This is a genomic window from Corallincola holothuriorum (assembly GCF_003336225.1).
GTDB lineage: Bacteria > Pseudomonadota > Gammaproteobacteria > Enterobacterales > Neiellaceae > Corallincola > Corallincola holothuriorum.
Map to the genome: position 1 here is coordinate 43,271 of NZ_QPID01000004.1, position 21,245 is coordinate 64,515.

Consider the following 21,245-nt stretch of genomic DNA (forward strand, 5'->3'; position numbering starts at 1 on the left):
CAGTTAAGAACTGATCTGCGTGACATCCACATACAGGCGTAACATCTGACCTGGTTGCAGATATTTATTTTTATCCAATTGATTCCACTGCATAAGATCGCTTATCGATACTTTAAATTTTGAGGCGATGCGGGCGAGTGAATCGCCGGAACGGACTTTGTAGGCGATCTTCCTGGTGGTGGCGTTGCCGTTACCTGTGGTTGCCGGCTTGCCTTTCTTCCAGATCACCAATTTTTGATTCAAACGTAAGGTATCGGTCGGCGCCATACCATTCCATTTAGCCAGTTGCCTGACATTTACCTTATGGCGTTTAGCTATCTCCCATAAGCTGTCGCCGCTTTTGACCTTATAGTTGATGCGCTGTGATGCCCGAGGTTTGGTTTGTGTTTTTGCTAACCGTTGGTCAGCACTGAAACCGTAGGAAGATAGCTCTGAAGCAGCAACAGGGATAAGTAGGTGTTCACCGACCCGTATGGTGGTACCTTTGAGCTTATTGACATCCCTAATAACGCCCGTGCTTGTGTGATATTGCTTTGCCAGTTTGTTCAGACTGTCACCAGACTTAACCCGGTGGCGCACCCAGTTAAGGCGCTCAGTTCGTTCAAGGGATGCGAGTTTTGTCCTGAACTGTTCTGCTTTTTCAACAGGTATGAGTAACGCATGGGGGCCATCGGGTGAGGTGGCCCAGCGATTAAATGCCGGATTTAGCTTATGCAGTTGGTCGACAGATAATCCGGCAAGATCGGCGGCTAACGCTAGATCGATTTGCGATCCAGTCTCGATTTCTACCACCTTGGGTTGATTGCTGATGGTCATCCAACTCATGCCATATTCGTCCCTACGTTTCAGCAGATCGCCTAAAGCGAGTAGCTTAGGCACATAGGCGCGGGTTTCTTTTGGCAGTGAAAGAGACCAAAAATCGGTAGGTTTTCCGAGTCGCTTATTCTTTTTTATTGCGCTTCTTACCCGACCTTCGCCGGAATTATAAGCGGCGAGCGCATGCAGCCAGTCACCCTTGAAATAACGATTTAGATACTCAAGGTAATCGAGCGCCGCATCCGTTGACGCGCTGATATCGCGACGGCCGTCGTACCACCAGTTTTGGTCTAAGCCAAAGCGTTTACCCGTACCAGGAATAAACTGCCAGATACCGCTTGCTCGTCCATGGGAATAGGCGAAAGGATCAAATGCACTTTCGACAATAGGCAACAGCGCAAGCTCCAAAGGCAGGCCCCGTTGTTCGATCTTTTCAACAATCAGAAAAAGATAGGGATCTGCACGTTTTGCTACGCGATCCATATAGGAGGGGTGTTTCTTATACCAATTACGCTGACTGGTGACTCGTTTGTTGTCTGGCACCTCGATATGTAACTGGTCGGCAATGCGTAGCCAGAGATCATCATAGGTTGGTGGCAATGGCTCTTCGCTCACCGGTGTCGTGCTCAGCTCTTGTTCCTCTGGCATCTCGACAGCAGGAGGATCCGCTGGGATAACTTCTTCATCGACAGCGACTTCCGTTACGGCTGTGACAGGCGCAATAACATCAGTTTGGACTTGGTTGTTGTCATTCGTGTCTGCAACTTGTGCAGTTGTGGTTGGCGTGCTCTGGCATCCAGCCAATAGAAGCGCTAACAGGGAAAAACTCGCGGAATACGGCAGCTTCATGGTGACCTCACATACTTCAGTGGCGGCACATGGTAAGGAGCATCGAAGAACGGATCAAGCTAATTGGTTAAAATTTGTCCTTCCAAGATCTCAAACCAGCAAAAACCGCGCTTGGGGCCTTAACGGACTTTTCAAGATAGCCGCTGACAGCGGAGATAACTGTGATCTGGTCAACACGAAGGAAGGGGTTAATCTGTTTTTCTTGCTCTATTGTGCTGGGGATCGAGGGCTTATCTTGTTGTCGCAGGGCGCTAACAGCGGTTTGGTAGCTTTGCAGTGCGAGGTTGTCTGGTTCAACAGCCATTGCAAAGGCGAGGTTGGCCTGCGTATATTCATGGGCACAGTACACTTCCGTTGCGTCCGGTAGCGAAGCGAGCCGTTGCAGTGACTGGTGCATTTGGTCAGCTGTGCCTTCGAATAGGCGTCCACAGCCACCACTGAACAGAGTATCTCCGCAGAAAAGGCTGTTTTCTCCGTAATAGGCTATATGTCCTAATGTATGTCCAGGTACTGCCAGTACTTTAAGCTTCAACCCTGTATCTGCAACATCGATGATTTCGCCGTGGCTAAGTTGAATATCACTATGTTCAACAGCTTCCGCTTTGGGCCCATAGACTTTGATCTCAGGGTAGGTTTGGCGCAACTTGGCTACGCCACCGACATGATCGCTGTGGTGATGAGTGAGTAAAACAGCTTTTAGTTTAATTTGTTGCGAAGTTAAGAAAGCGATTACCGGCGCGGCGTCTCCAGGGTCAACGACAATACCGCCGTTAAGCGTGTGTAATAGCCAGATATAGTTGTCGCTAAACGCCTTAATCGGTGATACTTGTAGCATGTGAGACCTTGTAATAGTGGCAATCACTTAACTATTGATTATGCATTAAGGCTGATTGAATTGCAGCGTATGTTCAAAACTCACCGAGGCAATATTGTTCGCATGCAACCTGATACTTGGCAGCAGTTACCCCATGGGCTCTGGCTGCGTGGCTTAGCGGAAGAACGCCTTCGCCAGTGGTGGCCAAGGATGTTTGGCTATCATCTGTTAAAGCTAGGCGGGTTAAGTGCGCAATTGAGCCATGATGGCTGTCCCATTAAGCATGCAGTTAGCTTGGGGCGAAATCACGGTGATTATGGTATTACCAGCGCACTGGAGGCCTTGCCTGTCAGTGAATACAGTGTGGATGCTTGCTTGATGGCGTTTACGTTGAATTTTTCCTCTGATCCTCACCAATTGATGCGGGAAGCGCATCGCGTGTTGATTGCTAACGGCCACCTGATCACGCTGACCTTTAACCCATACAGTTTGTTAGGCGCTGCGAAATATTGTCCCGGTAATAAGAGCAAGCTGCCTTGGACGGGGCAGATGTTGTCTCCGCATCGCTTAAAGGACTGGATGCGATTGTTGGGGCACGAAGTTATATGGCAGGAGCCACTGTTTCATGGCTCCTTGTGTGGTCAGACGCCTGCTTGGCCATGGTGGGAGAGGTCTGCAGCCAAAGTGGTGGCACCAATGGCGGGGGCGTCTTTGCTTATTAGTCGTAAGCGAGAATTGCCCTTGACGCCCATTAGGCCGTTACGGGCTTACTCAAAGCGGATGAAAGCGCCGGCATTGGCTGGCCAAGTTCGCTCGAATACTCTGAAGTAGTTGCCACTGATGTAGCGTCGCTATGACATCATGTTGCACTATCACCTGAACTGCTATCATCGATATTTGTTGATAGCTAGGCTGTTTCGTCGTTTGAAAATGTTGGATTGGAGTAACGCTAGATGAGTGCGAATGAACACCGTCAGGTCGTACTGGACACCGAAACCACCGGTATGAACCAGGGCGGGGGACCTATTTATCTCGGGCACCGAATTATCGAAATCGGTTGTGTAGAGGTGATTAATCGACGTTTAACTGGTCGGCATTACCACGTTTATATCAACCCAGATATGCCGGTTGATCCAGAAGCGATCCAAGTTCACGGCATCACTGATGAGATGCTGGCTGATAAACCTCGATTTGCTCAGATAGCCGATGATTTTGTCGAGTTTATTCGTGGTGCTGAACTGGTCATACACAACGCTCCGTTTGACGTCGGCTTCATGGATCATGAATTTTCGCGTTTATCCGGTGGCAACTATCAGCCCACCGCGGATTTTTGTGGTGTGCTCGATACATTGCTCCTGGCGAAGCAGACATATCCGGGGCAGAAAAATAACTTGGATGCCCTTTGTCGCCGTTTAGGTATCGATAATTCCCATCGAGAACTGCACGGCGCACTGCTTGATGCTGAGATCCTTGCTGACGTTTATCTACTGATGACCGGCGGTCAGACTAGCCTAGAATTGAGTGACTCCTCTGAAAGCGGCGGTGGCGACGGTAGCCAGATCCGCCGTTTAGGCGCGGATAGAACACCGTTGCAAGTTGTGATGGCGACCGCAGATGAGTTGAAAAAACATCAAGAAATTCTGGATCGTGTCGAAAAGAAAGCAGGAAGCTGTCTTTGGAGAGGCGAGGCTTAGGCCGAGACGTCGCACATTCATGACAAAAAAAAGTTTGGTTTTTAGATCTCTGAGCCTTTGTTGGGCGGCGTTAATGATGCTGCTTTCCTTTGCGAGTATTGCGGATAACCTGAGTCCGCTGCTTAAAAATCGTTTTCGCCTTGATCACGGTATTGAAGAGATCACCTTGGTTATTTACCGTCACGACGGTTCTGCTCCGGTGGTTTTGATCCAGCCTGATGGTAGTAAGCTGTATGCGTCTCGTCATCCTGAAGAGTCGGTGGCTTGGTTTGATGATGCCGCTTTTGATCTCATTACAATCAAAAAGCCGATGGCTGGGCCGTGGCAGGTAGTTGGTAGTGTTGATCCGCGTAACCGCATGGTCACTATGTCCGATGTTTCTCTGGTGATGGATGCGCTGCCTGAAGAGCTTTATGTTGGCGAACGTCTGCGTTTAACGGCGAGGGTCGTTAACCGTGGGCAAACCATTGCTTTGGCACCGTTTGTCGCCGACTTAAAAATGGAGATATGGGCAAGAGCTGTCGGTTTAAGTAGTAGCTATGATCTCTCCTACAATGGCCTCAAGCTTGGAGAGTTTATCGACGATGGTACCGAGTTTGATGAGTCGCCTGGTGACGGTGTACTTACTGGTACACTGGATCTGAATATCTCAGCTGACCAATATGAGATGAGCCTGCGTGTTTACAACCCCACCTTTGAACGTGTCGCTAACCATTCGTTACGCCTTCTGCCTTCGCCGGTAACGGCTGATCTCGTTGTTGTTGAGGAAAAGCCTGTCGCTATCTACTTCCAATTTGATGGCAGCGCGGTTGAATTAGATAACATTGCTCTCAGCGGCACTATCTTCGCGTCGGATGGCCGCGAACGAGAGTTTACGCTGTCCACACAGGGCCAAGATAATACCCAATTTTCACTTGCTGAATTGACCGAATCCGGTGACTACCGTATGGAGGCTGAAGTGTTTGGACGTTCGGTGACCACGGGACGGGATATGGCGTTGGCTACCAATGTTGTACGGTTTAGTGTTGTAAATCTGCCGCCGACCCCGCAGGAGCGTGTCGCTGAGGTTGTTGGTGGTGAAGCTCCTGAAAGAGTGCCTGAAGCTGGGTTAGGCCGTTTGATGAACCAGATCGATGAAGAGTTTAATCGTCAGCTGTTCGAACTTAATCAGAAAGTTAATAAACCTCAGCCCAGCGTAAATTGGTGGTTGATCGCGGGGATTAATTTCGGGCTGTTGTTACTCGCTGCCATTATGATGTTTGTCTATAAATGGATGATGCTGCAAAAGACCAAAGCAGCGGCATTAGAAGCAGAAAAAAGCAAAGGACCAGAGGTTGAGGAGCTCGATGAAGAGCTAATTGACCTATCATTGCCTGAAGATTAACCGAACGGTAAAAAAGGTATTGACTCACCCTAGGCCAATCCGTATTATCCTCGCCGCGCTTGAGGGGGCTTAATCGCAGATGCCGCAAGGTTATCCTGTTGAGTTCCTTAGTTATTCTGGAGTGGTAGTTCAGTTGGTTAGAATACCGGCCTGTCACGCCGGGGGTCGCGGGTTCGAGTCCCGTCCACTCCGCCAACTCCCTTGCAACCTCAAGCAACCAGTTTTTCGGTGGAGTGGTAGTTCAGTTGGTTAGAATACCGGCCTGTCACGCCGGGGGTCGCGGGTTCGAGTCCCGTCCACTCCGCCAACTTATTTGTCGTGCTAGAGACTTGTAAAGTCCGTCACGAGGTCGGGGAAAGGGTATAGTTTGCTCTGACCCTAACCAAGAGTTTGCTTTGCTAAGCGCCGCTGCTTAGTTGAGCTGTCGGGTTCAGCGGAGTGGTAGTTCAGTTGGTTAGAATACCGGCCTGTCACGCCGGGGGTCGCGGGTTCGAGTCCCGTCCACTCCGCCAACATCCCGGCAAAGATTTTGAGTAGTGATACTCACACCAGTTAGTGCGGAGTGGTAGTTCAGTTGGTTAGAATACCGGCCTGTCACGCCGGGGGTCGCGGGTTCGAGTCCCGTCCACTCCGCCAATTATTAAAAAAGCCTCGTTTTTACGAGGCTTTTTTTTGCCTCAAATTTACCCTCCATCTTTTGGTGATCTGCCACCCAAAATTGTCTTTTGGGTTAATGGCTTTCCTGCGTCAGTGCTAATTTTGCTGCTGGTTTCTATTGCGATGAAGAGTCGATGGTTAAGGACACACAGCTACGCATGGCGAGCGCCACAGATCTTGCAGAGTTGAGGTCCTGGTTTAGCGCTTTGTCAGATCTTCGTTCGTGGGGAGGGCCAGAGATGGGCTGGGCCCGGGATGAAATAGATTGGTTGCACAAGTTACAGTGGCCTGACGCGCAAAGCTTTGCAATGCTCAACAGCCAACGTTTACTTGGCTTTGGACAACTGCGTTTTTCACTGGGGGAGAAGGGTGGTGGGTACTGTCACTTAGCGAGGTTGGTGGTCCATCCTGAAGCAAGGGGTCGCGGGTTTGGCATGCGCTTAGTAACGGGGTTGATGGCGCTAGGAGAGGCGCTGTGGCAACCAGATTACTACTCACTTTTTGTGTTTGAGAATAATCAGACGGCTTTATCGCTTTACTCCAAGCTTGGCTTTCAACAGGTGGGACATTATGTCGATAGACGCAGTGTGTTGCGCTTGGAAAAACGTGTGGGAACTGCAATTCAGCGCATCGGTTCGTAGACAAAAGAAAGCCCGGCACAGCCGGGCTTGGTATTAACTCCGGGGGATAGGGTTATGCAGCTTTCTCTGATGAGCGCGCTTTACTATTAACCAGTGTTGATTTATCGGCGACTAACGCTTCATTTTCGAAGTCATCAACATTAATGGTGTAGAGGCGACCCTCTTCAGCCTGTTTCAGAAGCGCTGCCTCATCCTGCTCTATCCAGCCTTCAGCCAGTGCTTCATCAGCGATCCGGTCGAGGAAGATAAAGGGTATCTTTTTACCCTTCTTCTTGGCTATCGCATCAACAATAGGTTCTACTTTCAGGAGTAGGGCTAATGTACCCTCAAGACGACCGATGGGGTTGCCCTCTTCATCGGTTAGGTATTGACCATGTCCTAACCGGCTGCGAGCTTCAGATGGGGTTTGCAGTAGTTCGGCCACCTTACGATCTAAGCTGTCACTAGGCTTGCGCAGTGGCGCGCCCCAAGGCATCAACAGCACCTTCAGGGTTGCTCCTAGCCAGCGAACAGGGAAATTATTCAATAGATCCCGTAGTGACTCCTGCAGCTTATATAACGCATCTTCTACAGCCCATTGCAGCAGTGGCAGATCTTCTTGCTGACGTCCCTCATCGTTAAAGCGTTTCAAAGCGCATGATGCCAAATAGAGTTGACTCAGTAGGTCGCCAAGGCGGGCTGAAATACGCTCACGGCGTTTTAGGTCTCCACCTAGGGTCGCCATACAAAGATCTGATAATAGGGCTAGATCAGCGCTGAAGCGGCTCATCTGCTTATAGTAGCGGCTGGTCTGATCCTTAAACGGCGATTTTGCCAATTTCGCTCCACTGAGGCCTAACCATGTGGCGCGGAAGAAATTGCTGATAGCAAAGCCAATATGGCCAAATACAGCGCGGTCAAAGCTGCCGAGCGCCTCTCGATCATCCGCTAGCATCGCTGCTTGCATCTCTGGCAAGACGTAAGGGTGACAACGGATCGCACCTTGGCCGTAAATCATCATCGAGCGCGTTAAGATATTTGCGCCTTCTACGGTGACAGCGATGGGACTGCCTTGATAAGCGCGAGCTAGGTAGTTAGCAGGCCCCATACAGACACCTTTACCACCGTGAATATCCATGGCATCGATGACTGTTTTTTGAGAGCGATCGGTCAGGTGATATTTACAGATCGCACCTAGAACGGATGGCTTTTCGCCTAAATCAATTGCCCCTGTGGTCATGGTCGTAACGCTGTCCATCAAGTAGGCATTGCCACCGATCCGTGCCAAAGGCTCCTGTATCCCTTCCATTTTGCCGATAGGCAGCTTGAATTGGCGACGGATCCGGGCGTATGCACCGGTTGCCATCGCAAGGCTTTTGGCTCCGCCAGCACTGTTAGATGGCAAAGTGATTGCGCGTCCCACGGAGAGGCACTCCACTAGCATGCGCCAACCTTGGCCAGCCATCTTAGGTCCGCCGATAATGTAATCGATGGGAACAAATACATCTTTACCGCGGGTCGGGCCATTTTGGAACGGAACATTGAGCGGGAAATGTCGACGTCCCGTTTCAACGCCTGGTGTCGATGTGGGGATCAATGCACAGGTGATGCCTAACTCTTTTTCATCACCCAGTAACCCGTCTGGATCTCGCAATTTGAATGCTAAACCTAACACTGTCGCAATCGGCGCTAGCGTAATATAGCGCTTATTCCAGGTCAGGCGCATGCCAAGCACCTCTTCGCCTTGCCATTGATCTTTACAGACGATGCCAAAGTCAGGGATCGCTCCGGCATCAGAGCCAGCCTCGGGGCTGGTTAACGCAAAACAGGGGATCTCTTTGCCTTGTGCCAAGCGGGGGAGGTAGTGGTTTCTTTGATCCTCGGTGCCATAGTGCTGAAGTAACTCACCGGGACCTAATGAGTTCGGTACGCCAACGGTGGAAGCTAACACGGCAGAGCTGCCTACCAATTTTTGTAGTACGCGACTTTGAGCATAGGCAGAAAATTCAAGGCCACCATACTCTTTCTTAATAATCATGGCGAAGAACTTATGTTCTTTCAGGAATGACCAGATTTCAGGAGGCAGATCTGCGCGCTCGTGGGTGATCTCCCAATCATTGGTCATGCGGCAAACCTCTTCGACAGGACCATCGAGGAACGCTTGCTCCTCTGCACTGAGTCTCGGTGCGGGGTAATGATGCAGCTTGCTCCAGTCGGGTGCGCCGCGGAAAAGCTCTCCTTCCCACCATACGGTTCCTGCTTCGATGGCGTCTTTTTCAGTTGAAGACATCTCGGGCATGATGCTGCGGTAAACCTTTAGTAGCGGTTTGCTGATGTAGGTTTGCCTGATCGCTGCGATATTTAAGGGCAGTGCCAGAAGTGCGAATACTAACCATGACCATTGGCCTGCATCGCCACTGATCGTGGCTCCCACCAGTATGGCTGCAATGGCGCCAGTAAATGTGGCCAGTGACGCACGGTGGTACGCCAGGATACCAAAGACGACAAAGCCTGCCGCCAACCAGATGAGAACATTCATAGTGTCTCCTTTTTAATGTTTGCTATGAGTCCTGTATCTTATACAGGTCAGACCTCTTATCAGTTCATTATGGATGTAGATCAATGTTTTCTTCAACCCATGTGATTCACGGAAATGACAAATAGTTGCTTGATTCTTATTATGTGTCTGAAATTTATCGATTTATTTTTGAGTGTCGATTGATTCTCGCTGCTGAAATGCTGCTTTCATCTGGTTAATTGAGGAAAGTCATTTAATTCGTCACAGTAATCAGTGAGTAACCTTGTTTGCTGTAGTAAAATCCGCCTCCACGAAAAATTGAGCGGAATAAAGAGGTAAGCAAGATTATGTGTGAACTGCTCGGCATGAGTGCCAATGTACCCACTGATATCTGTTTCAGTTTTTCTGGATTAATGCAGCGCGGCGGCAATACTGGCCCACACCGTGATGGATGGGGGATCACCTTCTATGAAGGGAAAGGCTGTCGTAGTTTTAAAGATCCTAATCCAGCGGCAGAATCTCGTATTGCTGAGCTGGTACAGAGCTACCCGATTAAGAGTCGCGCAGTGATTGGGCATATCAGGCAGGCTAACCGTGGTGGCGTTTGTTTGGAAAATACCCACCCGTTTACTCGGGACCTTTGGGGGCGATCGTGGACCTTTGCTCACAATGGTCAGTTGTCGGGCTATAAAAAGCTGCCTGTCGGGCAGCACTTACCTATTGGTTGTACTGATAGTGAACGAGCTTTCTGTTTTATTCTCAATGCGTTAACTGAAAAGTACAAACGCAAGCCTGGAAACATGCCGGCGGTATTCAAGTACATTGCGACTTTGTGTGATGAACTAAGGGCGATGGGGGTTTACAACATGCTACTCACTGATGGGGAGTATGTCATGGCGTACTGCAGCAACAATCTGCATTGGTTAACGCGTCGAGCCCCGTTTGGTGAAGCAGTGCTTAAAGATCAGGATTGGCAATTGGATTTTCATAAGGAAACCACGCCAGATGACGTGGTGACCGTGTTTGCTACCCAGCCACTCACCATCAATGAACAGTGGTACAAAATGGCGGCCGGTGAGTTTACTCTGTTTTGTCAGGGGGAGCAGATACTTTAAGCGCTGTTTTCAGCTCTGGGTGGGGGGCTTGCTTTAACCATTTGAAATGACTTATTTGCAGATCGGCTTGCTCTGAGCCGCCCTTGGCTTGCCATATTCGCGCAACCACATAGCCATACTCTTTGGCTAACCAAACATACGTCTGGCGTTTTTTGTTGCCGCGGATCCGTTCCAGTTTGACGGTAGCCAGTTTGCCAAATGGTGTTTCTAGCTCCTCTTCACCAATCAGTTTGAAGCGGTACTCTTTATTTTCTCCACTCATAATAATGGGGTAGGTGATATCTTTCACGCCGGCCTGAATGTCACGCATCATCTGAAACTGGTAACTGGCGCCATCGAGAACGCCTGACTGATAGACCGCCTCGAATTCGTCATAATCGCCGATCTCTTTTACTTTTTTTAGGCGGTGGTCAAATAACACGAAGGAGAGGTAGTCGGGGCCGGTGCCAGAGCGTTTTTGTTTATATTGCAAGGGAACGACGTGATCATCGAATACCTTAAACCAACTTTTTTCCTGACGCCGGTCCGAGAGAAATAGCCAGCTTACATCTGTGCTGGTTTCCAGATACCAAAGCCCATCCTCAACTTGCAGGAGTGAGCGCGAGCCTTTGCCATATTCACTGCCCCCTCTGAACACTTTGTATTCGGCTTGATAGGGGCGGATATCGAGCTCACTGCTCTGTGACTCAGGTGTACCCGAGTTATTCGCTTGGTCAGCGATAGTGGAGAAGGGAAGAAAAAAAAGGGCGCCTATCAGCGCCCGTTTTAGATTAGTCGTTTGCATAACCATCCGGCGGTAGGATATTTCCATCCAGTATCGCCTGTCCATCGCCCATCGACAAGCGTCCGCAGGCAAACCAGGTGACAACCATGGGATAGATCTGGTGTTCTTGTTCGTGAACACGGGCAGCCAGTTCGTCGACTGTATCTTCAGCAAACACTGGCACACGAGCTTGCAGGATCACAGGTCCACCATCGAGTTCTTCAGTAACAAAGTGTACCGACGCTCCATGCTCTTTATCACCTGCTTCAATGGCTCGCTGATGGGTATGCAAGCCTTGATACTTAGGTAACAAAGAAGGGTGGATGTTGAGCATTTTGCCGCTGAAGTTTGTAACAAACTCAGGGGTTAAAATACGCATAAAACCAGCCATCACCAGAAGGTCTGCTTGAAATTCGTTAATTAAAGTAATTAACGCTTTGTCATAGCTTTCTCTGCTCTCGAATGCTTTATGATCAAGCACCTTGGCGGCGATATTTGCTGCGCGAGCACGCTGAAGACCGTAGGCATCAGATCTGTTGCTGACGACTGCAACGATTTCAGCGCCATCTTGAAGATGGCACTTATCGATGATCGCTTGCAGATTGCTACCGTTTCCAGATATCAGGACGACGATACGACAATTAGGCATCGCAGTTACACCATCTCAACCTGTTCTTCATCGCCAGTACGTTTAGCAATCTGACCTACTATCCACGCGCTTTCGCCAGCTTCATTCAATGCTGCCACGGCGGCTTCCGCTTCATTGGCTGATAACGCAATAACTAAGCCTGCGCCACAGTTAAATGTGCGATACATCTCGTGGGTTTCTACGTTGCCTTTTTCCTGCAACCAGTTAAAGATCTCTGGCCATTCCCAGCTCTTGCTATCAACAATTGCTTTGCAGGTAGCTGGCAGCACCCGTGGTATATTTTCCCAGAAACCACCACCCGTGATGTGGGAGATGGCGTGAATATCAAATTGTTCCATCAAGGCTAGTACGGGTTTTACATAGATACGGGTTGGCTCAAGTAAGGCATCAGCCAGTGTGCCGTTGCCAAATGCTTGCTGGGTATCCGCTTCGCTAACTTCCAGGATCTTACGGATGAGCGAGTAACCATTGGAGTGAGGGCCTGAGGAAGCCAGTGCGATCAGGGTGTCACCTGCGGCCACTTTGGTGCCATCAATAACTTTCGATTTTTCGGCAACACCGACACAGAAGCCTGCGAGATCGTAATCATCTCCTTCATACATGCCAGGCATCTCTGCTGTTTCACCACCAATTAAAGCAGCGCCAGCCAACGCACATCCATCACCGATACCTGATACCACATCGGCTGCCGTGTCGACATTCAATTTGCCGGTGGCGAAGTAATCGAGGAAGAACAGAGGCTCTGCACCCTGCACAATAAGGTCGTTAACACACATGGCGACTAAATCGACACCAACACCGCTATGACGGTTCAGGTCGATGGCCAGGCGCAATTTAGTGCCGACACCGTCTGTACCACTTACCAGTACTGGTTCTTTATATTTTTTCGGCAGCTCACACAGTGCGCCAAAACCGCCTAATCCACCCATTACTTCGGGGCGTTGGGTTCGTTTTGCCACACCTTTAATACGGTCAACTAATGCATTACCTGCATCAATGTCGACACCTGCGTCTTTATAACTGAGTGATTGCTTCTGTTCGCTCACGGCTGCCTCATTTGGATCTTGGTCGTAATTTGGGCGCAATTCTAGCAGAGCATGGCGACGAAAGGGAGCAACTTGCGAAAGGTTCATTTATACGTTGTTATGGTATGATGCCGCAGCAACATACTGGACGGGTAAAATTCGTGGTGAAAGGAAGACTTTTCATACTGTTAATGCTGCTATTTGGCTTGTTTTCGGCTCGCCAAGCAGTGGCTATTGAAGTAAATAACCTCTATCAGGTCGACATTCTTGTTTCCGATAAAGGCTCAGCAGAGATGAACCAGGCACAAACGCAGGCTTTTAAAGTTGTGTTAGTACGTGTTGGGGGGACATCTGCGGTGTTAGAAAACCCCTTAATTAAGTCTCAGTTGACGAAAGCACAAGATTATATGCTTCAGTATGGCTATCAGGAGTCTGAGCAGACATTTGTTAGTGTTCAGTTTGATAGTGAAAGAATTAATCGCTTATTGCGCCAAGCCAACGAAGGCGTCTGGGGCAACCGCCGTCCATTAGTGATGGTTTGGTTGGTTGAGGAGAAGGCTGGCGAGCGTCATATTTTGGCCGATAGCACAGCATCAGAGCTGCCTGGGCTTATCAAGCAGGCCTCTGATGAAAGAGGGATGCCATCCTTGCTTCCGCTAATGGATCTTGATGATGCTATGCAGGTCTCTGTCTCTGATGTTTGGGGGCGTTTCCAAGCTCCACTGGCTCAAGCTTCAAGCCGCTATGCTGCCGATGCAATGATTGTTGCTAAGTTATTTCAGGCGGGTGATGCCTGGGTGCTCGATTGGCAGTTATTGACTTTGCCTGACATGCAGCCGCTAAATGATGTTGGTCAGTCACAATTGACCGGAGCACGTGAAGAGCTAATGACGGCGATGGTTAATCAGTTAGCTGATGACTTTGCCAGTAAATATGCAGTAACGGGCGGCTCACTGGCTTCTGATTCAATTACCATTACGGTCGTTAATGTGGAGCAACCCGATATCTATGTCGCCGTGATGAAGCAGCTAGCCTCTTTAACTCAGGTGTCAGCGGTTGAGTTAGTGAGTTTAAATGGTGCCAGAGCACAGTTCCGACTGGGATTGTTGGGTGATCCAACGTCGGTGCTTGCAGCGATTGAACTGGATGAACACCTGGTGGTTGTGGCTGGGGATGATATTACCCAAGAGAGTCAGGAGTATGCCTGGCTACCATGACTATTTGTTGGTGATACGAGCTTGAGTACGTTTGACAAACAGCTGCCATTGGCACTGAATCTGCCTGATGACGAAACATTTGCTAGCTATTACGGCGCGGCAAATGACTCGGTCGTAGAGCAGCTGAAGCTATTGCTAGACAAAAATGAGCAGCCATTTTACCTGTGGGGTGCGGCGGGCTGTGGCAAATCTCATTTGTTGCACGCTGCATGTGCCGATGGGGCAAACCGGGGGATGCAAGTCGCCTACCTACCGATGTCTATCTCATCTCAAATTAGTCCCATTATGTTTGAGGGACTCGAGCAATTGGATCTGGTTGCTATTGATGATGTGGATCATATCGCAGGTGATGCTGTTTGGGAGAGCGCGTTATTCGATCTCTACAATCGCGTCGGAGAGTTAGGCCAGGCTCGACTTTTGATGTCAGCCAAAGGAGCGCCCCGAACCTGTGGTTTTCAGCTGCCAGATCTCGGTTCCCGTTTAGACTGGGGCCTGGTAGCCAAACTTAGCTCTTTGGATGATGAGCAGAAAGTCGCCATGTTGATGCAGCGCGCGCAAAACCGTGGCATGAAGATGCCTGATGAAGTGGCTCGCTTTTTACTCAACCGAGTAGCTCGAGAGATGGGGGCGTTAACTGAGACATTGGATACGCTTGACCGTGCCTCGATGGTGGCGCAGCGAAAATTAACCGTGCCGTTTGTTAAGCAGGTATTATCACTCTAATTCTAGCTATCGTTCAGGAACCGTTTTTACTCTGCTAGGGGTAACGGTTTGCCATGATATCTTAAGCGTTCAATCCCTTGCTCTTTCTTATCTCTATTGGTTCTTAAATTTTTGTTTTCTTGAGGGCCAAGTAGCAGGTTGTCAGCCCATGAATCGCCCATACTCATCGGTATGGGGGTGATCAGACTCTCTACAACGCTATGCGGATCCAATTCAGACAGAATGTTCTCCAATACCCATGTCGCCCGTTCGGTAATCCAAGGTTCGGCGATGCGCCCGCGTTGTCCCCAATTGACGATGTAGTCACTGCTCGATGCTTCTTCATCGCTTGGATTATTGGTGATCGCCACATCCCGTTGTACTGATAAGCGATATTGCATCATCAACTCTTCAAATAGCATGGCCAGATCTTCCCGCTCAGAACTGTAATTATAAAAATCTACAGCGCCATCGGGTGGGAACATCAGGGCTACATCTTCGGGAAGTAATTCCTCTTGCTCAGGTGTTGGATCGATGCCCCTGAACGCCACTTGGGCAAGTTCGGTCATTGCGTTTGACTGCAGCGGTGATCGTTCTGTGAGTTGCTCTGATAACCAGTCCAGTTGATAGACAGCAGATAAGACGGAGTCTTGAGGAGCCAGTTGCCCGTGAGTTGCGGGCGGAAAGAAATCGTTAGCATGTGCCAACTCGTGATAGAGCAGGGCGCTAAAGCGGTTGGTGATATCGCTAAGCTCTCGTGTTGCTCTATTGTCTCGCGGCACTCTAGTGTAGGCGTATTCGTCGTTTTTGGTATAGCGCCACAGCATATCGAATTGCAGTGAACCGCCAAACCCGCTTCGGTAATCCGGTTGTTCGTTAATCAGATCTCGTTCTTGTGCTGTGCGCCAAAGGTTTTCTGGATCGAGATAGATAGCCCCTGTTGCCGCCCAATAGAAAGAGGGGCGGATATCATAACTAATGACGATGGCTGTCACGGCACTTAACAGATGATGAAAATCAGTATGAGGTTGTGCGCTTAGAAAATCCTCAAATGCCTTACCCATCCACTCATGGGAAACAACTACTCGCTGCATTATCTGATCGGTTGTTGGGTACGCTAAGCCGTTGGCTTGAGCCTCGGCAGCAAGAAGTGGCAAACGTGCCAATAAGCAACTCTGGGTTAAGCTGTTGTTGTACACACAGGTGCTCAGTGCATCACTATAACGACTGTCTAGATAGGGGAAGGTGTGTGCCAGTGGCTCATCAAAATAGGCATTACCTGAGGGGGCTACTGACGGTAATACTTGTACCCAAACTTCATCGGTATATGTTGCCCCGTTAGGGGCAGTGCCGTTGGCGACAAATGAAAGCAGGCTTGGCTCACTTACGATTGGTGCGGTCACAAATAGTAGCTCGTCTGCTGATTCCGTTAATGCTGTTGGACCGCTAGTTTGCAGCCAGGAGACTTCAGTGACGGTTTGACCACTCATTAAAGCCGCTCGCAGAGAGAATTCACTACCCGCAGCGACGTTTCTGTCCCGTCTGATCAGTAGTTGCTCTTCAGAGGTTTCGCTGCTGAGCTCGAGTTGTTGTTCTGTTAGTTCTCCATTTAGGTGATAACTTACTTGAAACCTATATGACGCAGGCGTGGTATCAAGTTCGACGCCAAGCAAACTCTGCCGTTCATCAAAAATAGGTACCCTTGGGCCATCTATTTGTTGCCAGTGAATATTGGTGATCCCTGTGCCGTTCAGGCTAAGAGCGATAGATGCTCCGCTGCCTAGGGGCAACGGCTGAAGAATCGTGACTTTAGCTTCTTCCGGTGAAGGAGAGACAAGCTCTACCGCTGCATCATTGCTTCCTCCGCCGCAGGCGACTAGCAGCAGGACACTTATTAAGGTGACAGAGAACTTTTTGGCGTCAGCGATCATTATTCATCTCACTTAGATCGTGCTTATTTGGGCTGCTTTAGCTTTTTTAAGCCAAGGCCTAACTCTCTTCCGCGGTGGCGTGCAAAGTAGACACAGCCAATAAAAGCACCCGTGCTGAGGATAATTTCAATCAGTGCCCACCAAGCCTCTCCAGGGTTGGAATAGATAGCCGTTAGACCATGGCCTAGGTAGCAAACGATGATGAAATTAGCCCAAGCGTACGTGTATGGCTTTCCGGTCAGTAACCCAGGTAAAGGCAGCAGCAGTGGTAAACAGCCAATAAAGAGAATGAACCCCACTGACATTTCAGGGTGAGGAGCTAGGACAAAATGCCAGAGCGGAACCCAGAGGACTAAGCCTAAATAGCAGGATAAGGCCAGTTGTTGAAAACGGCGGGTAGTTGTTTCAATTTTGCTCATGTATTTAGCTGCTCGGATTCACTTTAAAGGATAGAAAGGACATTTTCTGGCGGGCGTCCAAGGATCGCTTTGCCTTCGCTGACGACGATGGGTCGTTCGATTAACTTAGGATTTGCGACCATCGCTTCGAGCAATTGCTGTTCCTGTTCAACGTTGGCCAACGCTAATGTTGAATATATCTCTTCTTTGGTTCGCATCAAATCACGTGCCGATAAATCCAATTGAGCAAGTAGCTCCTGCAGTGCGGTCACCGAGGGCGGGTTTTTTAAATACAAGATGATGTTTGGAGATATCCCCTGCTGTTCGATCAATTTGAGCGTTTCGCGGGATTTTGAGCAGCGTGGATTGTGGTAAATAGTAACTGATTTCATAGTGACTCTTTTAACTAAATCAGCTGGCGGTTGGCCGCCAGCATACCTATTGATAAATGAAGTACGGTAGGTGTTAAAGGTTCTTCAACTGATTTTCTAATTCGCGGAATTGCCGGATCCGTTCTTCCACACGTGATTGTTCTATAACATTCCCTTCCAACAACGGGTGTGCCACATGCAGTTCTTTGATCGCTCTGGAAAATGCACCAACGAGAGCGAACTGTTCTGCTTTCGCTTGGTGCATCTGCGCTTGTTTACCTGCGCCTTGATAGGCTTGAATCATCATGCTGTAAACCAGCATGTTGTCCTTTGCTAAGGGCTGGAATTTCTCCAGTAAGCTCGCCGCGTCGGTAAATTTTTGTTGCTCTATATAGACAGATGCGAGATTAATATTGATGACATTACTGTCAGAGCGGAGCAAAAGTTGTTGCTGTAAGCGTTCCTCTGCGCCTTTGTAGTTTCGGGCTCTGACATCTAAATCTGTTAACGTGTCTATGTAGTAGAGGTTATTTGGGTCATTTTTATTGAGGCGTGTGAGCAGTTCTCTTGCTTTATCGGCATTTCCGGTGTCGGTGAGTGCCAGCGCATAGCCATACTCTGCTGCCTCCCTAATGTTGTAGGTTTGCTTTTGCAGTGCCCGCTGCATGGTGTTCAGTATGATTTGCGGTTTTTCTGGATTGAACCGCACTGTCACCCGCGCTTTCGCGAGTTCAAATTGCAAAGAGGCTTTCTTTGAAGCCTTGGGATATTGTTCTGCACGGTTTCTCGCATCGGATATCCGTGATTCAGGTAAAGGGTGAGTCAAGAGCATTTGTGGTGGCTTGCTGGAAAAACGATATTTTGCTGCCATCTTGCCAAAAAATTCCGGCATACCTCTAGGATCGAAACCGGAAGCCGCAAGATTTTTTATCCCTATGCGGTCAGCCTCTTCTTCGTTGGCGCGGGTGTAGTTGATGCTGGACTGCTGACTTGCTGCCATTGTCCCCGAGAGTCCTGCCATCCCTGCTTGCGGGTTCACTATGGCAAGCAGAATTGAGCCAGCTAACGCAGCCATGGTTGCAGGAGCGGCTTTAGCTTGAGCCTCCATCATTCTTGCAAGGTGACGTTGGGTGACGTGGGCAATTTCGTGGGCAAATACGGATGCTAATTCGCTCTCCTGGTCGGCGTATAGGAACAACCCGGTGTTAATGCCGATATGACCACCAAAGAAGGCAAATGCGTTAATCTCTGGATTGTTAACCAAGAAAAAGGTGTAGGGGAAATTGATTGAACTGGCGTTGGCGAGCAGACGATAGCCTAGTTGCTGTATATAGTCGGCAAGCAATGGATCGTTAACTAGTGGCTGTGTGCCACGCATTTGGCGCATATAAAAATCGCCAATAATAGCTTCTTTTTGCAGGGTTAAGGTGCCAACAGCAGCAGTGCCTATGTCGGGTAAATCATTGGCTCTGGCGGTTTGCCCTAGGCAAAAAATAGCTACCGCAACGGCCGAAGCCAATGCTATCTTGCGACGCAAAGGCGCAATTCCTTGCTTGAGTGTGTTGACGTATTTCAGAGTGACACCTATTAACACTTCTCGATATTATTGTAATTACAGTAACCTGTGAGTGGAAACAAGTCCATGCACAGGTAAAATTACCACTGTTTCTTCATCTAACTTGAGGCCAGACAGCTTTTTCGCTGAAATATCACTTTGCAACACGACTATTTTGAACTCGATCTGAAAGGACGGCGCTGTCCACAGACGCTAATTGCCAGTAAATTGGCCATGGGAAAGCTCAATATCGGTGATGTTTTGGTTATTCTGTTGGATGACTCCAGCTCTGCCAGTGACATTCTCGATTATGCCCACCGTAGGGGATTCTCTGTGAACACTATTGAACCTCAAAGGGGCTTGGCTTTGATGGCAATTGAAATAACTATTTCTCAGGAGAGCCGTTTTCATGTTTGAAATGCTCAACCGATGGTACCGTCGTAAGTTTTCTGATCCCGCCGCAGTGACATTGATGTTCATACTGCTTATGGGGTTTGCCATTATCTACTTTCTTGGCGGCCTACTGGCACCCATTTTAACAGCCATCGTTTTAGCTTACTTACTTGAATGGCCGGTTAGCCAGTTGACCAAAAGGAAATTACCTCGAGGGTTAGCTGCAACCATTGTGTTGTTGGCATTTTTGGGCCTCAGTTTATTGGCCATTCTTGTTGTTGTGCCAATTATCTGGCAACAAGCAAGCACACTTGTGACAGAGCTACCCACCATGATAGGAGAGGCGCAGGTTTATCTGTCTGGGTTACCTGAGCGCTACCCGGGTTTGATCCAAATGGAGCAGATCGATAATGTGGTAACAACACTCAGAACTCACCTTCTGGATATGGGGCAGGGCATTATCTCTATGTCTTTGAACTCACTCGTCTCATTAGTTGCGCTGTTGGTTTACGCCATTTTAGTGCCTCTATTGTTGTTCTTTTTCTTAAAAGATAAAGAGTTTCTGCTCAAAAGCATTGATCGTTTTTTACCTACCAATCGGGATCTGGCGTATAAAGTGGGTCATGAAATGAATGGCCAGATCATGAACTATATTCGCGGTAAGGTGATTGAGATATTGATTGTTGGTGGTGCCAGTTATATTACCTTCGTTGTCATGGGGCTTCGGTATCCTGCACTGTTGGGCTTACTAGTCGGATTGAGTGTGCTGATCCCATATATTGGTGCCACGGTGGTGACGATCCCAGTGGCGATGGTTGCACTTTTCCAGTGGGGCGTGAGCTCAGAGTTTTGGTATCTGATGTTGGCTTATTCGATTATTCAGATGCTTGATGGGAACGTACTGGTACCGGTTCTATTTTCTGAGGCGGTGAACTTACATCCTGTCGCTATTATCGTTGCGGTACTCTTTTTCGGTGGCATATGGGGGTTCTGGGGGGTGTTCTTTGCTATCCCGCTGGCGACCTTGGTCAAAGCTGTCGTCAATGTGTGGCCGAGCCATTATGTGGCTAAGGAACAGAAAGACGATTCGGCTGTATCCGCATAACGTGGTGCGCTTTAGGCGTGCTTGATGGGTTCTAAATCCATCAAGCAGCCATCATTAATTACTAACTGCAACTTAGCTTGCTGTCAGTGCAGCTAACACAACATCGTGATGTTCTTTGGTTTTAAACTTGTTGAACACTTGAGCAACGGTGCCATTCTCATCGATTAGAAAACTAATGCGATGAATACCATCATACTCTTTGCCCATAAATTTCTTTAGCCCCCAAACACCAAAGGCCTCTGCGACAGCGTGGTCTTCATCGCCAAGCAGTGTAAAGTTAAGCTCATCACGTTCAGTGAACTTCGCCAATCGTTTTGGCGCATCAGGGCTGATGCCTAGCACTACGGTATTGCGCGCTTCAAGCTCAGCCTTGCTATCGCGGAGGCCGCAGGCTTGAACTGTGCAACCTGGTGTCATCGCTTTTGGGTAGAAGTAGACCAGGACTTTGCTTTTGCCTTTGAACTGGCTTAGCGACACCATGTCGCCGTTTTGATCTGGTAACGTAAAATCCGGAGCCGTCTTGCCGACCTCTAATGTATTCACAGCTTTTCTCCCATTATTTCTCGATTATTTGAGGCAAATGTTCTGTACAGTCAAAACTTGTGTTTGGATCGCATCGCATCTGCTTGTCTTATCCCGCCTCGAAAAGTACCATAGTTCGCCTTGATT

Annotated in this window: 20 protein-coding genes and 4 tRNA genes; 13 read left to right on the forward strand and 11 right to left on the reverse strand. The window is 49.0% G+C overall.

The genetic code is table 11. The features are described 5' to 3' along the window. Window positions 1–3: 3 nt before the first annotated feature. The gene (locus DU002_RS07755) at window positions 4–1,665 is read right to left on the reverse strand and encodes a lytic transglycosylase (RefSeq protein WP_114337809.1); all 1,662 of its coding nucleotides are present in this window, start codon (window positions 1,663–1,665) and stop codon (window positions 4–6) included. 67 nt (window positions 1,666–1,732) lie between these two features. Continuing rightward, window positions 1,733–2,500 (reverse strand): hydroxyacylglutathione hydrolase, encoded by a 768-nt coding sequence (gloB, locus tag DU002_RS07760; RefSeq protein WP_114337810.1) that lies wholly within the window; start codon window positions 2,498–2,500, stop codon window positions 1,733–1,735. A 102-nt stretch (window positions 2,501–2,602) separates the two neighbouring features. Here gloB and DU002_RS07765 point away from each other — a divergent pair, with 102 nt between their 5' ends. The 8 genes from DU002_RS07765 to DU002_RS07800 all read left to right on the forward strand — a co-directional run bounded on the left by DU002_RS07765 (window position 2,603) and on the right by DU002_RS07800 (window position 6,855). Continuing rightward, window positions 2,603–3,310 (forward strand): class I SAM-dependent methyltransferase, encoded by a 708-nt coding sequence (locus tag DU002_RS07765; protein WP_158537998.1) that lies wholly within the window; start codon window positions 2,603–2,605, stop codon window positions 3,308–3,310. 122 nt (window positions 3,311–3,432) lie between these two features. Then, on the forward strand, window positions 3,433–4,173 hold the full coding sequence (gene dnaQ, locus DU002_RS07770) for a DNA polymerase III subunit epsilon (protein ID WP_114337812.1): 741 nt from the start codon (window positions 3,433–3,435) through the stop codon (window positions 4,171–4,173). 73 nt (window positions 4,174–4,246) lie between these two features. After that, complete coding sequence (locus DU002_RS07775; RefSeq protein WP_147271804.1) at window positions 4,247–5,557, forward strand: hypothetical protein; 1,311 nt, start codon at window positions 4,247–4,249, stop codon at window positions 5,555–5,557. Window positions 5,558–5,675: 118 nt separating this feature from the next. Further along, window positions 5,676–5,752 (forward strand) — tRNA-Asp (locus tag DU002_RS07780). 35 nt (window positions 5,753–5,787) lie between these two features. Next, window positions 5,788–5,864, forward strand: a tRNA-Asp gene (locus tag DU002_RS07785). A 128-nt stretch (window positions 5,865–5,992) separates the two neighbouring features. Beyond that, a tRNA-Asp gene (locus DU002_RS07790) sits at window positions 5,993–6,069 on the forward strand. Window positions 6,070–6,116: 47 nt separating this feature from the next. Further along, a tRNA-Asp gene (locus tag DU002_RS07795) sits at window positions 6,117–6,193 on the forward strand. A gap of 155 nt (window positions 6,194–6,348) precedes the next feature. Further along, on the forward strand, window positions 6,349–6,855 hold the full coding sequence (locus tag DU002_RS07800; protein ID WP_114337814.1) for a GNAT family N-acetyltransferase: 507 nt from the start codon (window positions 6,349–6,351) through the stop codon (window positions 6,853–6,855). A gap of 52 nt (window positions 6,856–6,907) precedes the next feature. Here DU002_RS07800 and fadE read toward each other — a convergent pair whose 3' ends face one another. Beyond that, window positions 6,908–9,373: an acyl-CoA dehydrogenase FadE gene (gene fadE, locus DU002_RS07805; protein ID WP_114337815.1), complete on the reverse strand. Its 2,466-nt coding sequence runs from the start codon at window positions 9,371–9,373 to the stop codon at window positions 6,908–6,910. A 326-nt stretch (window positions 9,374–9,699) separates the two neighbouring features. On the opposite strand from fadE, the gene DU002_RS07810 reads away from it, so the two are divergent. Then, a complete protein-coding gene (locus DU002_RS07810; protein ID WP_114337816.1) occupies window positions 9,700–10,467 on the forward strand; it encodes a class II glutamine amidotransferase in 768 nt (255 codons plus the stop codon). Here the strand turns inward: DU002_RS07810 and DU002_RS07815 are convergent. Genes DU002_RS07815 through purM form a run of 3 tightly spaced genes read right to left on the reverse strand, consistent with a single transcriptional unit; the run spans window position 10,433 to window position 12,925 of the window. Beyond that, complete coding sequence (locus DU002_RS07815; RefSeq protein ID WP_158537999.1) at window positions 10,433–11,251, reverse strand: DUF3108 domain-containing protein; 819 nt, start codon at window positions 11,249–11,251, stop codon at window positions 10,433–10,435. The two genes, DU002_RS07810 and DU002_RS07815, sit on opposite strands and share 35 nt — an antisense overlap. Continuing rightward, complete coding sequence (purN, locus tag DU002_RS07820) at window positions 11,238–11,879, reverse strand: phosphoribosylglycinamide formyltransferase (protein ID WP_114337818.1); 642 nt, start codon at window positions 11,877–11,879, stop codon at window positions 11,238–11,240. Before purN ends, DU002_RS07815 begins: the two co-directional genes overlap by 14 nt. Window positions 11,880–11,884: 5 nt before the next feature. Next, window positions 11,885–12,925 carry a phosphoribosylformylglycinamidine cyclo-ligase gene (gene purM / locus DU002_RS07825; RefSeq protein ID WP_199405197.1) on the reverse strand — a complete coding sequence of 347 codons (1,041 nt, stop codon included), beginning with the start codon at window positions 12,923–12,925 and terminating at the stop codon, window positions 11,885–11,887. Between the two features lie 29 nt (window positions 12,926–12,954). Here purM and DU002_RS07830 point away from each other — a divergent pair, with 29 nt between their 5' ends. After that, window positions 12,955–14,121: a DUF2066 domain-containing protein gene (locus DU002_RS07830; protein WP_199405198.1), complete on the forward strand. Its 1,167-nt coding sequence runs from the start codon at window positions 12,955–12,957 to the stop codon at window positions 14,119–14,121. Between the two features lie 21 nt (window positions 14,122–14,142). Further along, entirely contained in the window at window positions 14,143–14,844 is a 702-nt protein-coding gene (gene hda / locus DU002_RS07835; RefSeq protein WP_114337821.1) for a DnaA inactivator Hda, read from the forward strand. 26 nt (window positions 14,845–14,870) lie between these two features. On the opposite strand, the gene DU002_RS07840 is transcribed toward hda, so the two are convergent. From DU002_RS07840 to bepA, 4 genes are all read right to left on the reverse strand, one after another. Further along, window positions 14,871–16,754, reverse strand: coding sequence for a hypothetical protein (locus tag DU002_RS07840; protein WP_114337822.1), 1,884 nt, complete (start codon window positions 16,752–16,754; stop codon window positions 14,871–14,873). Between the two features lie 23 nt (window positions 16,755–16,777). Further along, complete coding sequence (locus DU002_RS07845; RefSeq protein WP_114337823.1) at window positions 16,778–17,173, reverse strand: DUF2069 domain-containing protein; 396 nt, start codon at window positions 17,171–17,173, stop codon at window positions 16,778–16,780. A gap of 23 nt (window positions 17,174–17,196) precedes the next feature. Beyond that, on the reverse strand, window positions 17,197–17,544 hold the full coding sequence (gene arsC / locus DU002_RS07850; protein ID WP_114337824.1) for an arsenate reductase (glutaredoxin): 348 nt from the start codon (window positions 17,542–17,544) through the stop codon (window positions 17,197–17,199). A gap of 73 nt (window positions 17,545–17,617) precedes the next feature. After that, a complete protein-coding gene (gene bepA / locus DU002_RS07855; RefSeq protein WP_233496448.1) occupies window positions 17,618–19,060 on the reverse strand; it encodes a beta-barrel assembly-enhancing protease in 1,443 nt (480 codons plus the stop codon). A gap of 177 nt (window positions 19,061–19,237) precedes the next feature. Here bepA and DU002_RS07860 point away from each other — a divergent pair, with 177 nt between their 5' ends. Next, window positions 19,238–19,495 (forward strand): sulfurtransferase TusA family protein, encoded by a 258-nt coding sequence (locus DU002_RS07860; RefSeq protein WP_158538001.1) that lies wholly within the window; start codon window positions 19,238–19,240, stop codon window positions 19,493–19,495. Next, a complete protein-coding gene (locus DU002_RS07865; RefSeq protein WP_114337826.1) occupies window positions 19,488–20,576 on the forward strand; it encodes an AI-2E family transporter in 1,089 nt (362 codons plus the stop codon). The genes DU002_RS07860 and DU002_RS07865 overlap by 8 nt, the downstream gene beginning before the upstream one ends. Before the next feature lie 72 nt (window positions 20,577–20,648). Here DU002_RS07865 and bcp read toward each other — a convergent pair whose 3' ends face one another. After that, window positions 20,649–21,119, reverse strand: a complete 471-nt coding sequence (gene bcp / locus DU002_RS07870; RefSeq protein ID WP_114337827.1) for a thioredoxin-dependent thiol peroxidase — start codon at window positions 21,117–21,119, stop codon at window positions 20,649–20,651. Between the last annotated feature and the right edge of the window lie 126 nt (window positions 21,120–21,245).

Coding starts and splice junctions, on each gene's coding strand:
- DU002_RS07755 (WP_114337809.1), bottom strand. CDS start 1,665: ATGAAGCTGCCGTATTCCGCGAGTTTTTCCCTGTTAGCGCTTCTATTG.
- gloB (WP_114337810.1), bottom strand. CDS start 2,500: ATGCTACAAGTATCACCGATTAAGGCGTTTAGCGACAACTATATCTGG.
- DU002_RS07765 (WP_158537998.1), top strand. CDS start 2,603: ATGCAACCTGATACTTGGCAGCAGTTACCCCATGGGCTCTGGCTGCGT.
- dnaQ (WP_114337812.1), top strand. CDS start 3,433: ATGAGTGCGAATGAACACCGTCAGGTCGTACTGGACACCGAAACCACC.
- DU002_RS07775 (WP_147271804.1), top strand. CDS start 4,247: ATGATGCTGCTTTCCTTTGCGAGTATTGCGGATAACCTGAGTCCGCTG.
- DU002_RS07800 (WP_114337814.1), top strand. CDS start 6,349: ATGGTTAAGGACACACAGCTACGCATGGCGAGCGCCACAGATCTTGCA.
- fadE (WP_114337815.1), bottom strand. CDS start 9,373: ATGAATGTTCTCATCTGGTTGGCGGCAGGCTTTGTCGTCTTTGGTATC.
- DU002_RS07810 (WP_114337816.1), top strand. CDS start 9,700: ATGTGTGAACTGCTCGGCATGAGTGCCAATGTACCCACTGATATCTGT.
- DU002_RS07815 (WP_158537999.1), bottom strand. CDS start 11,251: ATGCAAACGACTAATCTAAAACGGGCGCTGATAGGCGCCCTTTTTTTT.
- purN (WP_114337818.1), bottom strand. CDS start 11,879: ATGCCTAATTGTCGTATCGTCGTCCTGATATCTGGAAACGGTAGCAAT.
- DU002_RS07840 (WP_114337822.1), bottom strand. CDS start 16,754: ATGATCGCTGACGCCAAAAAGTTCTCTGTCACCTTAATAAGTGTCCTG.
- DU002_RS07845 (WP_114337823.1), bottom strand. CDS start 17,173: ATGAGCAAAATTGAAACAACTACCCGCCGTTTTCAACAACTGGCCTTA.
- arsC (WP_114337824.1), bottom strand. CDS start 17,544: ATGAAATCAGTTACTATTTACCACAATCCACGCTGCTCAAAATCCCGC.
- DU002_RS07865 (WP_114337826.1), top strand. CDS start 19,488: ATGTTTGAAATGCTCAACCGATGGTACCGTCGTAAGTTTTCTGATCCC.